This window comes from Verrucomicrobium sp. 3C, from assembly GCF_000379365.1.
Lineage (GTDB): Bacteria > Verrucomicrobiota > Verrucomicrobiia > Methylacidiphilales > Methylacidiphilaceae > Methylacidimicrobium.
Genome location: NZ_KB901875.1, coordinates 1,152,731 through 1,165,585, shown reverse-complemented (window position 1 = coordinate 1,165,585; position 12,855 = coordinate 1,152,731). Strand labels below are relative to the sequence as shown.

Here is a 12,855-nt window from a genome sequence, read left to right as displayed (position 1 = left end):
CGGAAACTCGGGATCCTTTTCCTCAGCCGCCTGCGACGGCGGCGAGCGCCTCTCGCTCCCGCGCGCCGAATTGCCCATCGGAAAGCACAGGCACTAAGGCCTCGCTCCATGGATGCCGCAACGCCACCCAAGAACGACATCCGCCTAGGTCGCGCTTCCAGGGACAGATCACTTTCGCGCTCCTGTAGACTCGCAACATCAAGAGATGTAACCCTTCTTTTCCCCCGTAGGCAAATCTCTCCCGTAGCAATTCTTCCTCCCAGAGCTGCAAACGGCTTAGTCGACGGATCGGGGTCCAATCGGCGATCCATCGCGACCACACGAGCTTAGCCACATACTGGAGTTCCGCCGCTTCCGCTTTCGTTCCATCCCGCCCTTCCGCCAGGAAGCGGAACTCTGGGCGCATTTTTTCCGCCTGGGCATGGAAGCGGGTGGGCAAAAGCCAGAAATCGGCGTACCGCGTCGTGAAACCGCCACGCCTCTCCATAATGCCCCCCTTTCGGAGAATGATAGACTGCAATCCCTCTCCGAGCGCCCGGACGGCGGGCTCCGCCTCTTTAAGGGCGGGCCATTCGATTTTCAGAGCCGGATGAACAAGGTCGGCGACCAAGATCCTCTTCCCCTCCTCCCTCCTTACCTTCTCTAGAAAAAACCAGTGCGCGGCAACGATAAAAATAGAGGACGCCGGAAGCAAAGGTGATCCCGACCGCGACCCAGAGGAACACGGAAGCGGGAACCTCCAGCAGAGGAGCGGCGACTTGCTTTCCTCCCTTTCCTATCTCGACCAGGGCCATTTGAGTGAGCACCAACAGAACATAGAGCATTTGCGCGAAGGTCTTCCACTTCCCCGACGCGGCGGCAGCGAGAACCGCTCCTTGTGCGGCGGTCAGCGCCCGGAGTCCCGTTACCAGGAATTCGCGAGCGATGATGACAACCACCGCCCACAGGGGAACGACTCCGCGCTCGAGCAGGACCAAGAAGGCGGTGCTGATCAAGATCTTGTCCGCCAGGGGATCCAGGAGCTTTCCCAGGTCGCTGACGAGGTTCTGCCTCCGTGCGACCCATCCGTCGACCCAATCCGTCAGGCTTCCTACCGCGAAAAGAATGAGTGCCGTCGTGGCGGAGTAGGCCCATGGCACGCTGACATCCCCGACAAACAACCCGCAGATGCATAGCCTTCCCAGGCTGATCTTGTTCGGGAGGTTCCACTGTTTGGCAGTCGCCACCACTTCGGGAAATTAGCCCTCAACCCACCTCATCGAGCAAGAGAAACCTGCGGCGAAGCCCGGGAGAAATGGGTAGACGGCAGCCTCGGATGCGCTAAACTTTACGGAGGTGAAACGCGGCTGGTTCCTGGTCGTTTTCCTGCTCGGCCTGTCTCCGGCCTGGGCCATCGATGTAAGCCCAAGCAAGAATACGCATCCCAACATCATCGACGACACGCCGAGGAAACATTGGAGCCTCTTTTCCCTTCGCTTCGGCGATCCGAAAAGGATCGAGAAGGCCAATCAGGTGAATCTTCACAATCTGGAAGCCCGCCTGCAGGTGGAGCGCAACCCGTTCTCCCTCGCCTCGCTCCACGATCGGCTCGACACGGTTGCGCTTCGGCTCACGTTCCAGGTACTCAACAAGGGAAAGCGAACTTATGCGTTCCGCTTCCCCAATGCGCAACGTTACGATTTTGTCTTGCGGGATGCCGTCAATCAGCCGATCTACGTCTGGTCGGCGGACAAAGACTTCCTGCCGATCCAGGGGATGTCGATGCTCGACCCTGGCGATTGCCTTACCTTTACCGACGTTTTGCCGATCCAAGACCTGGACCATCCTCTCTCTCCGGGAGCCTACCGCGTCGAGATGACGTTGGCCGGCTACCCGGAAGTCACGGCAGCCACGTCCCTCACCGTGGTGCCCTAGCCTAGCCGCCATTTCTCACAAGCTTTCTCCTGCGGCTTGTCCCCCACGAGGCCGCCTTCCCGTCTCCTCCCTCGGGCGGGTGGGTCCGGCGGGAGTCGAACCCGCATCCAAGGGATTATGAGTCCCCTGCTCTAACCGATTGAGCTACAGACCCCCTTTCTCGCACGGTGGACGCTCAGGCCTTCTTTATTTATTTCCCTCGGACTTTGACCGAAGGGCTTTCTCGCCCCGAGACGACCGTGACGGCAGCCCCTTCCGCTTTCGCGCGGTCGGGGGGACTTAAGGCCACGCGTTCCCCTGCCTGAATGCCGGAAAGAATCTCTACCTTGTATCCGTCGTTGTTCCCGAGATCAACCTTCCGGAGATGACATCGATCGGACGCATCGACGACGACGATATAATGACCGTCGGGGCGATCGAAGACCGTGTTGACGGGCAGGGTGAAGGGAGCGCTGCTCGGTACTTGGAAAGTGACCCGCACGTAGAGCCCGGGCAAGAGTTTCTCATCGGGATTCGGCAAATCCACCTCCGTTAGCAGGGTCCGCGAGGCCGACTCGAGTCCCATCGAGGTGCGGACAACCCGGGCATCCCGAAGCGCATTCGACATCTCCGGAATCGCCACCTTCGCCGCCATCCCCTCATGAATCGCAAACGAGTAGGCTTGGGGAACGGCCACGTAGATCCGCAAAAGGGAGATTTGCGCCATCCGGTAGAGCTGTCGCATCGCCCCAAACGGGAACTCGCCTTGGCCCGCGACGAGGGTTCCAATGTCGATGTTTCGAGCAGTAATTACGCCCGAAAAGGGAGCGGTCACCTTTTCGAATTTCTGCCACGCGATCCAGCGGTTGAGCTCAGCCAGCGCCGAATCGTACCCGGTCCTCCGTACATCGTACTCCTCCTGGGATACCGCCCGGGTTCGCACGAGCGCCTTCCAACGCTCGTAGTTGATTCGGGCAATCTCCGCCTTTGCTCGTAAGTTAGCTACTGTCTGGTCGACTTCCGGAGCATCGATCGTGCAGAGCAGGTCTCCTTCCCTCACTCGCTCGCCAATGTCTCGATACCAGCTTTTCACATATCCGCTTACCCGTGCCCAAATCGGCGTCTCGTAGAAGCCCTGAGTGGTGCCCGGCAAGGCCAGCGGGATCGACGCAGGCGTCGGCTCGGGACGGACGAGCTCCACGTAGATCTGTTTGCTCTCCTCGATCAGGCGTTGGAGAGCCGCCCAGTCGAACGCGCGCTCGATCAGGCCCACACCCAACAAAAGGGCCAGAATTCCTCCCGCGATCCAAGCGGGATGCCGTTTCCGCGCCAAGTCCCACGTGGATTCCTTGATCCGGCCCCAAAGTCTCGGGATCTCTCCTGGCCGCAACCGAGGCACGAACCGCAAGAAGATCCGTCGAGAGAAAGCTGGCTCTTTTCGCAACTTTCCCTCCTTTCCGTCTACCGCTGCCTCGCCACCGCACGGCTTCGAATCGAAGCAAACACCGCGGGGACGAAGACAAGGGTGCCAACGGTCGCGAAGAGCAGCCCCCCGATGACCGCACGGCCCAAGGGCGCGTACTGCTCCCCTCCTTCTGCCACTCCCAAAGCCATGGGAAGCATGCCCACGATCATCGCCCCGGCTGTCATCAAGACAGGGCGAAGCCGAATCCTGCCGGCCTCCACAGCCGCATCGACCGCTGATAGTCCCTCCGCCATGCGCTGATTGGCAAAGGTGATCAACAGGATGCTGTTGGAGCTCGCCACCCCCACTGTCATGAGGGCGCCCATCAAGGCGGGAACGCTAAAAGTGGTACCCGACAAGAAGAGCATCCAGATGATCCCACATGCTCCGATGGGCAATACCGATAGGATGATGAAAGGCTCCCGCCACGATTGAAAATTCGTGACGAGCAGCAGGTAGACGAGCACAATCGCAAAGAGGACACCGACCCCGAGCTCGCGGAACGCATCGCCCATGCTGACCACCTGGCCCATGACGTCAGCTCGATAGAGGGGAGGCAGCTTGTGTCTGAAATCTCGCAGAATTTTTTCGATATCCTCCGCCAATCCACCTAAATCCCGGCCTTGAACGTTCGCCAACACGTCGAAGACCGGCTTCATCGTGGAGCGACTCATCATGGCCGGCTGGGATTCTTCCTTGAGCCGCACAACGTTTGCCAGCAACTCCGCATTCTGCACATTGCCAAGGAGAGTCTGCGTCGATGCGACCGGAGGGACCGTCTCCGTAGTCGTGGGGGCCAGCGTCACGTTGAGAAGATCGTTGATCGAGGAGATCTTTCGCTGCTGGGTGAAGACCAAAAAGGGATAGTTGATGGTCGTTCGCGTATCGACCCAATAGGTCGGGCTTACCATGAAGCTGGAAGAGAGATTGTTGAGGATATTGTTGGAGATATCCACCTGTTTCAATCCCATCTCGACCGCCCGGACCCGATCGACCTCAAGATGCAAGGTGGGATAATCGATCCGCTGGTGAATATGGACATCCACCGCCCCTGGCACCGATCGGACCCGATCGCGGATCTCGCTGGCGAACTTGTAGGCTAGGTCGAGGTCCAAGCCGCTCACGTGAATATCGATCGGAGCAGCAACTCCGAAATTGAGCACCTCGTTGACCATGTCCGCCGGCTGAAAAAAGAACTCGCAGCTCGGCAACCGCTGCGGGAGAAGCTCTCGCAGCCGCTTTGCGTATTGAGCGGTCGGATGGTGGTGCTCCCGGAGCTGGATCATGATCTCGCCATCGAAGACCCCTTCGTTCATCGAATCGGAAAGCGCCAAGGTCGCCATGAAGTAGATCGGAAGACCCATATTGTCGACGATCGTCTGCAGTTCTTCAGGCGGGACAACTTCTCGAATGACCTTTTCCACATCGGAGAAAATTTCTTCGGTGACCTCGATCCGAGTCCCGGTAGGGGCATAGACGTGGAGCCGCAGGATGCCGGCATCGGCAACCGGGAAGAAGTCACGCCCTATCCAGAGCGCCGCCACCAGAGTGACGAGGAAGAGAATGGCCGCGGTATCGAATACACGCCGACGGAGAACGAGAAAGGAACCGAGCATGCGTGCGTATCGTTCACGGAACGCGTCAAACGCTCGGTTGAACCTCTCGTTGAACCGCCCCAGTGCCGAGTCCCGTCCCTGTTCGGCGCCTTCGGATTCCCCGCGCAGCAAGAGTAGTGCCATCGCGGGAACGAGGGTCCGGGAAAGAAAATAGGAAAAAAGCATCGAAAAGACAACAGCCAACGCCATGGGGATGAACAGGAAGCGGGGCGGGCCTTCCAGGAAGATTACGGAAGTGAAGACAACGGAAATGGAAAGGGTCGCCATGAAAGCGGGCGCAGCGATCTCCTGGCTCCCATCCAGGATCGCCTGCCGAAAGGGCTTACCCAACTGGAGATTGCGATGAATATTCTCGATCGCCACGGTCGCGTCGTCCACCAGGATGCCGACGGCGAGCGCAAGCCCTCCAAGGGTCATCAGATTGAGGGTATGCCCGAGACTGCTGAGTGCGAACAAAGCAACAAGAATACAGAGCGGAATGGACGTTAGCACGATCAAGGTGGTTCGGAAGCTGCCAAGAAAGAGAAAGATCATGGCCCCGGTCAGCAAAGCCGCGCTCCCCGCCTCGCTGAGCACCCCATGGATCGCCGCCTTGACGTAGACGGACTGGTCGAAGAGCTCTCGGATCTCTATCTTGGGATTGGCCCGCCGAATTTCGGGCAGAAGCGCTTTGATCTGGTCGACGATCTGGATGGTGGAGCCCCCCGCAATCTTGAGCGCCGTCATCAGGACTCCGTGCCGTCCATTGAGGCGGACCAGATTCCATTGCGGCACGCCGCCATCATGAACATTGGCGACATCGCGCACATAGACGACCCGGTCGTTGATATTTTCTCGAACGATCGACGTATTAGGATCGGTCACCAGCTTCACCGGAAAGTTGTTCACCTCGAAGATGTCCTTTGGGACGTTGTTGAGAGTCACAAAATAATCCCGATCCCCGATCTTCACATCACCCGACGGATAGTCGATCACCTGCCCGTTGACGACGTTGAGCAAATCCTGCGCCGTCAGGCCCCGGGCCAAGAGCTGGTCGGGATTGCAATCCACGGTCATCCACCGGACGATTCCTCCCCATGGGGGAACGAGAAGAGTTCCGCGAACCGCCAGGAGGTCTCGACGGAGCTGCCAGACCGTATAGTCGTAGAGTTTCGCTTCCGAAAGGACGGGGCTGGAGACGGCGATCTGGACGACCGGCACGGATGAGGCATTGAAGCGAAAGATCAACGGAGGTGTGGTCCCCGGCGGCATTCGCTTAAGGAGCGGTTGGAGAACCGCCGTGATCTCGGCGACGGCCATGGCAATGTTGACGTGCGGCTGGAAATAGACCTTCGTGACCGAGAAGCCGAAAAAGACGTTCGACTCGACCCGCTTGACGCCATCGACAAAGTTGGCAATCTGATAGTCGCTGTAGGTCGTGACGTAGTTGGTCATGTCGGTCGGCACCAGGCCCAGGTATTGCCAAGCCACGATCACGACGGGAATATCGATCTCCGGGAAGATATCGGTGGGGGTTTTCCGGATGGAGAAAAACCCCAGAAAGACGATGAGGATCGCCAGCACCGCAACCGAATAAGGCTTCTGGAGGGCGGTGCGAACAAGCCACATACTCGACTCCCTACCTCATCGAGGCTGTCGCCTCGTCACCGCATCGTATGCGAACCAGTCATGAGCAACAAGCAACAATGGCAATTGCCATTCGCGCAAGCTTCTCGTCTCCCGTGGAGAGACTGCACCCTGCTCGACAGCCAGCCTGCCTGCCTCACAATATTCGCACCCCAGGCGCGGCGAATGGTCCTGGATCCAAGGCGGAGCACCGGTTTTCCCCCGGTGCGGCAGGACGATATCCTGCAAGGAGGGGCAAAAAACTCAAGTCTCAACGAGGTAGCGTCCGCTTTTTTGGGTAGTGTCCGCTATTTTGTGTGCGGGTCGATTTCGCAAACCGCAGAAGAACGCTTGTGAGCCATGCAGACTATCTCAACCCAGAGACTTCTGCCGTGTCCAACGCACTCTTCCTTCCGGCCATCCGTCGTAGGATCACTTCCTGCGCCTTCATCCCCACAATCCTTCCCCTCCTCTCCACCCATTCACGCCAAATTCCCACGAACGAGTCCACTCTCGAAACCAAAGCCGTCGCTTCCTCGCGCCCGCAATGGCTCCGTTCACCTGTTTGCGATATTTGCAGCACAGGGTAAAGAAAATCGGTTGACAAGCACCCACTGCTCGGATAGACGGAAAAATTATGGCCGATTCAATGTCTTCACCGCCGCAGCAGCCAGCAATGCCTGATTCCAAGTCTTCCGCACCGGAGAAACGAGCGTCATCGGATCCGTTCGCATGGCTCGACAAGTGGATTTCCGCAGAGGCCTTCGGGAAGGCCGCCGATTCCGCACGGGATAATCTCTATCGGCTCAACCCTCTGATCTACTCTGTCACCAAGCGGCCCGGTCTCGAGGTACAATGGAAAAACGAGCGTTGCTGGTGGGCCGCCCTTCCGGCAGAAAAAGGAGAGGTCAGCTTCCTTTCCGCGGCTGGCTCGCTTTTCAACCACACGCGTAAACCCTTTCGCCTGCTCGACCTTCGGCTGGTTTCCTCCCGTACTGGCTCTGCTCTCTGCTATCGCTCGATCCTCTCCTCCCACGAGCCGGCCAACCGAGAAATCGAGGTTCCGCCCCAAGGATCTGTCGATCTCTCCCTGGAGATCGGCATACGCGGCACACCTCCAGCGGCATCCACCGACTTCTGGATGGCCTCTACTTTGCAGGGCGAGGACAAGGACTCCCTCCCCATCCATCTGGTCGTTCGCCCACTGGCGACGATCCTCCGCGAGATTGAACCTCCGCACGAGCCCGGGTTTCAAATTTCCGACCCGATGGAAAAGAACATCGTCTCAGTGCTCCAATTTGAGTTCGCCGAGCTTCGTTCGCGCGGTTCCGAACACCTAGGAAACGTGTCGGCGCCTACCGAGAACGTCTCCTCCAACAGGGAGTCTCTGCTCCGCCTCCACTCGAGCCTGACCACCGATGAGGAGCGAGCGCGCTTTCGATCCACCCTCTGCCAGCGGCTCCAGGCTGAGCGTGGATACGGACCCGTTGCGTACCTGATCCTATCGGTTCTCTTTGCAATAGGATCCTTCTCCGAGGGATTAGCTGCTGTAGAAGCCAGCCTCTCCGGAGATTCCCTCGCTCTATTCGGCATACGCCGACTAATGGTTCTTTTGCTTCAGTCGGAGTGGCGGTCCTTTTCCGATAGCTTGCTTAACGACGTGGAGCGCTTTGTCTGCCAGCTAGGCGATCCCTTTCGGAGTGCGGAACGGATCGCCGAGATCCGCACGCTGCGCCTTTCCACGCCTGGCTAAGTTCCGCTATCCTGCTCTTGATGGGGAGCATTCGGAGGACTCTCGCCAGCTTGGGATCGCCTTCAGAAGAGGAAGCCATGTTCTCGCTTGGCTTCCTCTATTCTACCCAAGGCGCCCAGCCCGCCTAGCTCACAAAGCTCGTATCCGAGCTGCGGCGAATGGGCCTGGATGCCAGGTCGGGAGCCGGTTGTCCCCCGGAGCTGTATGACGACATCGCACGAGGAAAGCCAAAAGCCCACCCCCAATGAAGCAGTCGGGTCCAATTCGCAAAAGCCGCAGGAGAAAGCTTGTGAGACTTGCAGGTTGAGGCCATTCGGCTCCCATAAGTCAACTGCGGACACTTCTTTACGACATTTACGACATAAGGTGAGGGAAACCGATTGACAGACGAACATCGATCGGATAGCCGTGACACTCATGGGCGATTCACATTCGTCACGACCGAGGAAACCAGCAATGGATAATCCAAAGTTGTCACGTCCAAGGAAGCCATCCATGGGCAATCCAAAGTTGTCACGACCGAGGAAGGCAGCCATGGATAATCCAAAGTTGTCACGACCGAGGAAGCCAGCAATCGCCGAGTCTCAATCTTCACCGCAGGAGAACCCAGCCATGGATGAGTCCCAGTCGTCACCGCAGGAGAATCCTCCTATCACCGAAACCCAATCTTCGCCGGAAGAGAAGCCGGCAATCGCCGAATCCCAGGCGCCGCCGCGGGAGAATCCTCCTATCACCGAAACCCAATCTTCGCCGGAAGAGAAGCCGGCAGTCGCCGAATCGCAGACGCCGGCGCAGGAGAATCCTCCTATCACCGAATCCCAATCTTCGCCGGAAGAGAAGCCGGCAGTCGCCGAATCCCAGGCGTCGCCGCAGGAGAATCCACCAATGGGGGATTCCAAGCCTTCCGCGCCGGAGAGTCGAGCGTCATCGGATCCGTTCGCATGGCTCGACAAGTGTATCTCCGCAGAGGCCTTCGGGAAGGCCGTCGATTCGGCACGAGAAAATCTCTATCGCCTCAGCCCCCTAATCTACACGGTTACCAAGCGGCCCGGCCTTGAGGTAAAATGGAAAAAAGAGCGTTGCTGGTGGACCGCGCTTCCACCAGAAAAACCAGGGCTCAGCTATCTTTGCGCGGCTGCCTCGCTTCTCAACCACACACGCAAACCCTTCAGGCTGCATGACCTTCGCTTGATTTCCTCTAGTACTGGCTCCGCTCTCTGCTATCACTCGATCCTCTCCTCCCAAGGGCCGGCCAACCGAGAAATCGAGGTTCTGCCGCAAGAAGCGGTCGATCTCTCCTTGGAGATCGGCATACGCGCTAGACCGCCAGCGGCCATCGACTTCTGGATGGCCTGTACTTTGCAGGGCGAGGACAAGGACTCCCTTCCCATCCATCTGGTGCTTCGTCCACTGGCGACGATCCTCGGCGAGATTGCACCTCCGCACGAGCCCGGGTTTCAAATTTCCGACCCGATGGAAAAACAAATCGTCTCGGTGCTCCACTCTGAGTTCGCCGAGCTTCGCTCACGCGGTCCTGAACACCTGGGAAGCGTGGCGGCGCCAAGCGAGAATGAACGGGAGCCGGGTTCGGAGCAGCCGCAACTCCGAGCCAATTCCGGGCGACAGGTCGTCTCCCCCAACGGGGAGTCTCTGCTCCGCCTCTACTCGAGCCTGACCACCGCGGAGGAGCGTCCGCGCTTTCGAGCAGCCCTTTGTCAGCGGCTCCGGGCGGAGAGTGGATACGGACCCGTTGCGTACCTGATCCTGTGGGTTCTCTTTGGCATGGGATCTCTCTCCGAGGGATTGGCTGCTGCAGAAGCCAACCTCTCGGGCGATTCCCTCGCTCTATTCGGCATACGCCGATTAATGGTTCTTTTGCTTCAGTGGGAGTGGCGTTCCTTTTCCGATAGCTTGCTTGACGACGTGGAGCGCTTTGTCTGCCAGCTAGGCGATCCCTTTCGGAGTGCGGAACGGATCGCGGCGATCCGGACGCTGCGCCTTTCCACGCCCGGCTAAACGTCCGCTCCCCTCCACTTGAGGGGAAGCATTCGGAGGAGTATCGCCCGCCTGGTTCCTCTTCCAAAAGCGGTAGCCTTGCTCTCGCTTGGTTTCCACTTTTGCGTCCAAGGAGCTATAGGTGAGTCATGGTTCGATCTGCTGGCCGGAGAGCCTGTTTCCCAAACAGCCCTCCTCTCCGACCTGCGGAGAGTCCGGGTCATCTACGTCGGGGAGAAGCATACCGCCCGCTCCCATCACGAGGTGGAATCAGAACTCCTCTCTCAGCTCGTCGCCGGAGAAGAGCCCGTCTCCCTTTTTCTTGAGGCCCTGGAATCAAAGGACGAACCGATCCTTTCCTGTTTCCTGGCGGGCGATCTCTCCTTCGACCAACTCGCGAGGCAAATCGATTGGTCAACAAAGTGGAGCAACTACCAAGACTACCGGGGTCTCTGCCTTTTGGCCCGCGAAAAGCGGGTTCGGATCTTTGGGCTCGACGGCCCCGCTCCCCTGTTTCACTGGATTGCTCGGCGAGGGTGGAAATCGCTGCCGAGCGCAGAAAAGACGCGCTTGCGCTTGGATCACGTACGTTTCGACCCGGACTATCAGCGCCTGCTCCGACTCTTCTTACCGATTCACCCAGGGATGGGACATGCTTGGCTCCGCCAAGCCGCCGAAGCCCAAGAAGTCCGCGACGACTGGATGGCCCAGCGTATCGCCCGGGCCATGTCCGAGAGTCGGCAAAAAGAGGGTCGTGCGCTGGTCGTTTGCGGAGCGGGTCATCTGCGTTTCGGGCTGGGCCTGCCCGAGCACGTGAATTGGCGATTGCCCATCCCTCGGCGGATTCTCCTGCTGGCTCCTCCTCCGGAAACGAGAAGAAAGTCCGACCTTTTCGTCGCCGGGAGCCCGGGTCACTCTCTGTCCCTCCCCCACTCCGCGCTCGAATTCGTCGACCGTCCGCTCGCCGACTACGTATGGTTGCCCTCTAATCGCTCCGGCCCCCCCCAATAGGGAGTTAGCCGCCACTTCTCACAAGCGTTCTCCTGTGGCTTGCGAAATGGACCCGGCTAGCGCGGCTTCTCCTGGCGGACGTCGTCGACCAGCGCCATCGACGCTACGAGTTGATTCGTCTTGCGCTCAAAAATCAGCACCCAGGTACGGAGTTGCTTGTGCCCCCGGCTGGGGAGGGGAACAGGGTGGCCCATGACTTCCGAGATTCCGTAAGCCTCGATGAAGACGCTTTCCGTTTCCACTGAGGCGATAGGATTGCCGAGAGCGGCTTCCACCTCGCGCAGGTTCATGCCCGCAGCAATCTTGTGCCCCCAGACGTTGATCGCCCTGACTTTCGCGGCATTGGCCTCCGCCAAGGCGAAAAGGAAGAGGACAATAAAAAGCGCGACCGCTCCGCACCGACAAGGCGAGAGGCTTTTCCGGCACGGGTCTCTCATCCCGACGCGGTTTACACGGGACGGGTCTTCGGAAGACCAAAGACGCGCATCCCATCTTTCCATCGGCCTCGCTTTTTAAGAAGCGCGATCCGTTCCAACCGTTTCAACACATTCCTCTTTGCTGCGAGCAGCGAACCGCTGCGAAGACTCCGATGTTGCGACATGCCCTTCTCCGTTCAGGAAGTTTGAGGATGGCTTCTTCGCAAAGGGAGAAGAAATTGTCACGCAAAAACGGAGGGAAAGAAACAGCCTCACAAGGTGACGCAGCCCGCAGACGAGAAGCCTGCAAGGACGCTCCTAATCGGTTTTGCGAGTGGAGGTCTTGGCAATGTGCTTGCCTCGAAGCGCATGAGCGACGCGAGGATGCTGTCGGTGGCGAACGCGGTGGGCGACCGCTCGACTTTGAGCGTTTCTGGAGGAAACGGACGGCCGTCGCGGTGTGGGAGGCGAAGAAGGGCGCGGTGCCGGGCTGGACTCGACTGGGAGTGCTTTCGGAGGAACCGGGGCAGAATCAGTGGTCGCTCGGGATTGTGGGCTAGAGACGGCCGGCCCCCTCACCGCGGTAGCGGCGACGGCGCGGGGCGCGGGAGGAAGGGGATCGAGCTGGATGACGACCAGGCTTCCTAGAGGCACGATATCGTAAACCGCAAGAACGTCCCGGTTCCGCATGCGAATGCAACCATAGCTTGCGGGCTGGCCGACCAGGACTTCCTGGTTCGTGCCATGAATGTAGATTCCCCGGCTATAGGCGTTGCGGTTCCTCTCTTCCAGACCGCGCAGCCAGAGGATTCGAGTCAGGAGGCTGTCATGGGCAGCTGCGGCACCGTGTTCGAGGTCAACTCGTTCCCCCGTATAGCGCCGATGAAAAAACTTGCCGCCCAATGGAACGCCGTCGCCGATCTTGTTCTGGACGACGAATCGTCCCAATGGCGTTCGAAAGCTGTTCGGTTGGTCGCCCAAGCCGAACCGAGAGGTGGAGACCGGGAAACGATGTATCGGAGCTCCGTCCCTCACGACTTCAAGAGCTTGGTCATGCACGCTGACCCTCACGAGAGTGGTGGGCCTGTAGTTCGTCGTAGT

The 12,855-nt window shown here is 59.0% G+C and carries 11 protein-coding genes and 1 tRNA gene; 4 read left to right on the top strand and 8 right to left on the bottom strand.

Annotated features, from left to right (window positions below; genetic code table 11):
- Positions 1 to 22: 22 nt before the first annotated feature.
- Together A37A_RS16175 and pgsA are read right to left on the bottom strand one after the other, a co-directional pair.
- On the bottom strand, positions 23 to 520 hold the full coding sequence (locus A37A_RS16175) for a DUF1802 family protein (protein WP_231363791.1): 498 nt from the start codon (positions 518 to 520) through the stop codon (positions 23 to 25).
- Positions 521 to 557: 37 nt separating this feature from the next.
- Entirely contained in the window at positions 558 to 1,229 is a 672-nt protein-coding gene (gene pgsA, locus A37A_RS16170) for a CDP-diacylglycerol--glycerol-3-phosphate 3-phosphatidyltransferase (RefSeq protein WP_018290689.1), read from the bottom strand.
- Positions 1,230 to 1,335: 106 nt separating this feature from the next.
- On the opposite strand from pgsA, the gene A37A_RS0106370 reads away from it, so the two are divergent.
- A complete protein-coding gene (locus A37A_RS0106370) occupies positions 1,336 to 1,914 on the top strand; it encodes a BsuPI-related putative proteinase inhibitor (RefSeq protein WP_018290688.1) in 579 nt (192 codons plus the stop codon).
- An 80-nt stretch (positions 1,915 to 1,994) separates the two neighbouring features.
- Here A37A_RS0106370 and A37A_RS0106365 read toward each other — a convergent pair.
- The 3 genes from A37A_RS0106365 to A37A_RS0106355 all read right to left on the bottom strand — a co-directional run bounded on the left by A37A_RS0106365 (position 1,995) and on the right by A37A_RS0106355 (position 6,582).
- Positions 1,995 to 2,068, bottom strand: a tRNA-Ile gene (locus A37A_RS0106365).
- A 36-nt stretch (positions 2,069 to 2,104) separates the two neighbouring features.
- On the bottom strand, positions 2,105 to 3,292 hold the full coding sequence (locus A37A_RS0106360; protein WP_231363883.1) for an efflux RND transporter periplasmic adaptor subunit: 1,188 nt from the start codon (positions 3,290 to 3,292) through the stop codon (positions 2,105 to 2,107).
- A gap of 62 nt (positions 3,293 to 3,354) precedes the next feature.
- Complete coding sequence (locus A37A_RS0106355) at positions 3,355 to 6,582, bottom strand: efflux RND transporter permease subunit (RefSeq protein WP_018290686.1); 3,228 nt, start codon at positions 6,580 to 6,582, stop codon at positions 3,355 to 3,357.
- A gap of 673 nt (positions 6,583 to 7,255) precedes the next feature.
- Between A37A_RS0106355 and A37A_RS0106350 the strand changes: the two genes are divergently transcribed.
- The 3 genes from A37A_RS0106350 to A37A_RS0106340 all read left to right on the top strand — a co-directional run bounded on the left by A37A_RS0106350 (position 7,256) and on the right by A37A_RS0106340 (position 11,338).
- On the top strand, positions 7,256 to 8,332 hold the full coding sequence (locus A37A_RS0106350; RefSeq protein WP_018290685.1) for a hypothetical protein: 1,077 nt from the start codon (positions 7,256 to 7,258) through the stop codon (positions 8,330 to 8,332).
- A gap of 612 nt (positions 8,333 to 8,944) precedes the next feature.
- Complete coding sequence (locus tag A37A_RS0106345) at positions 8,945 to 10,348, top strand: hypothetical protein (RefSeq protein ID WP_018290683.1); 1,404 nt, start codon at positions 8,945 to 8,947, stop codon at positions 10,346 to 10,348.
- 78 nt (positions 10,349 to 10,426) lie between these two features.
- A complete protein-coding gene (locus A37A_RS0106340) occupies positions 10,427 to 11,338 on the top strand; it encodes a ChaN family lipoprotein (protein WP_020494103.1) in 912 nt (303 codons plus the stop codon).
- Positions 11,339 to 11,394: 56 nt separating this feature from the next.
- Here A37A_RS0106340 and A37A_RS0106335 read toward each other — a convergent pair whose 3' ends face one another.
- The 3 genes from A37A_RS0106335 to A37A_RS19055 form a co-directional block, all read right to left on the bottom strand.
- The gene (locus A37A_RS0106335) at positions 11,395 to 11,775 is read right to left on the bottom strand and encodes a hypothetical protein (protein ID WP_018290681.1); all 381 of its coding nucleotides are present in this window, start codon (positions 11,773 to 11,775) and stop codon (positions 11,395 to 11,397) included.
- 11 nt (positions 11,776 to 11,786) lie between these two features.
- Entirely contained in the window at positions 11,787 to 11,939 is a 153-nt protein-coding gene (locus tag A37A_RS19060; protein ID WP_018290680.1) for a small basic protein, read from the bottom strand.
- Positions 11,940 to 12,072: 133 nt separating this feature from the next.
- On the bottom strand, positions 12,073 to 12,825 hold the full coding sequence (locus A37A_RS19055; protein WP_231363789.1) for a L,D-transpeptidase: 753 nt from the start codon (positions 12,823 to 12,825) through the stop codon (positions 12,073 to 12,075).
- Between the last annotated feature and the right edge of the window lie 30 nt (positions 12,826 to 12,855).